Annotated in this window: 1 pseudogene; it reads left to right on the plus strand. The window is 61.6% G+C overall.

From position 1 onward, the window contains the following. Window positions 1-305: pseudogene (locus E5Q11_RS17630) on the plus strand (MBL fold metallo-hydrolase); the annotation flags it as partial.

Raw genomic sequence — 305 nt, forward strand, 5'->3', positions numbered from 1 at the left:
TGGGAGGCCGTGTTTCTGCCCGGATTCTATGTGTTTCCTGGAGGCGGGGTTGATGAGACCGAAGCCCTGGGGCGTGAGCATGCGCTCGGGCCCGAAGACGCCGAAATCAGCCAGAGTATGAGTCTGGACGAGGGTGGTGCTGACTTTATGCTTGCGGCGGTGCGGGAATGTTTTGAGGAGGCGGGGGTTCCGCTGGCGCGAACGGATACTGGTCAGTTGGTCCCGGCAGATCACCCGGTTCACCAGGACCGCGAGGCCCTGTTTCAGGGTGAGATTTCCTTTGCCGACCTGTGCCACAAGCACGG

Source organism: Marinobacter confluentis (assembly GCF_004785685.1).
Lineage (GTDB): Bacteria > Pseudomonadota > Gammaproteobacteria > Pseudomonadales > Oleiphilaceae > Marinobacter > Marinobacter confluentis.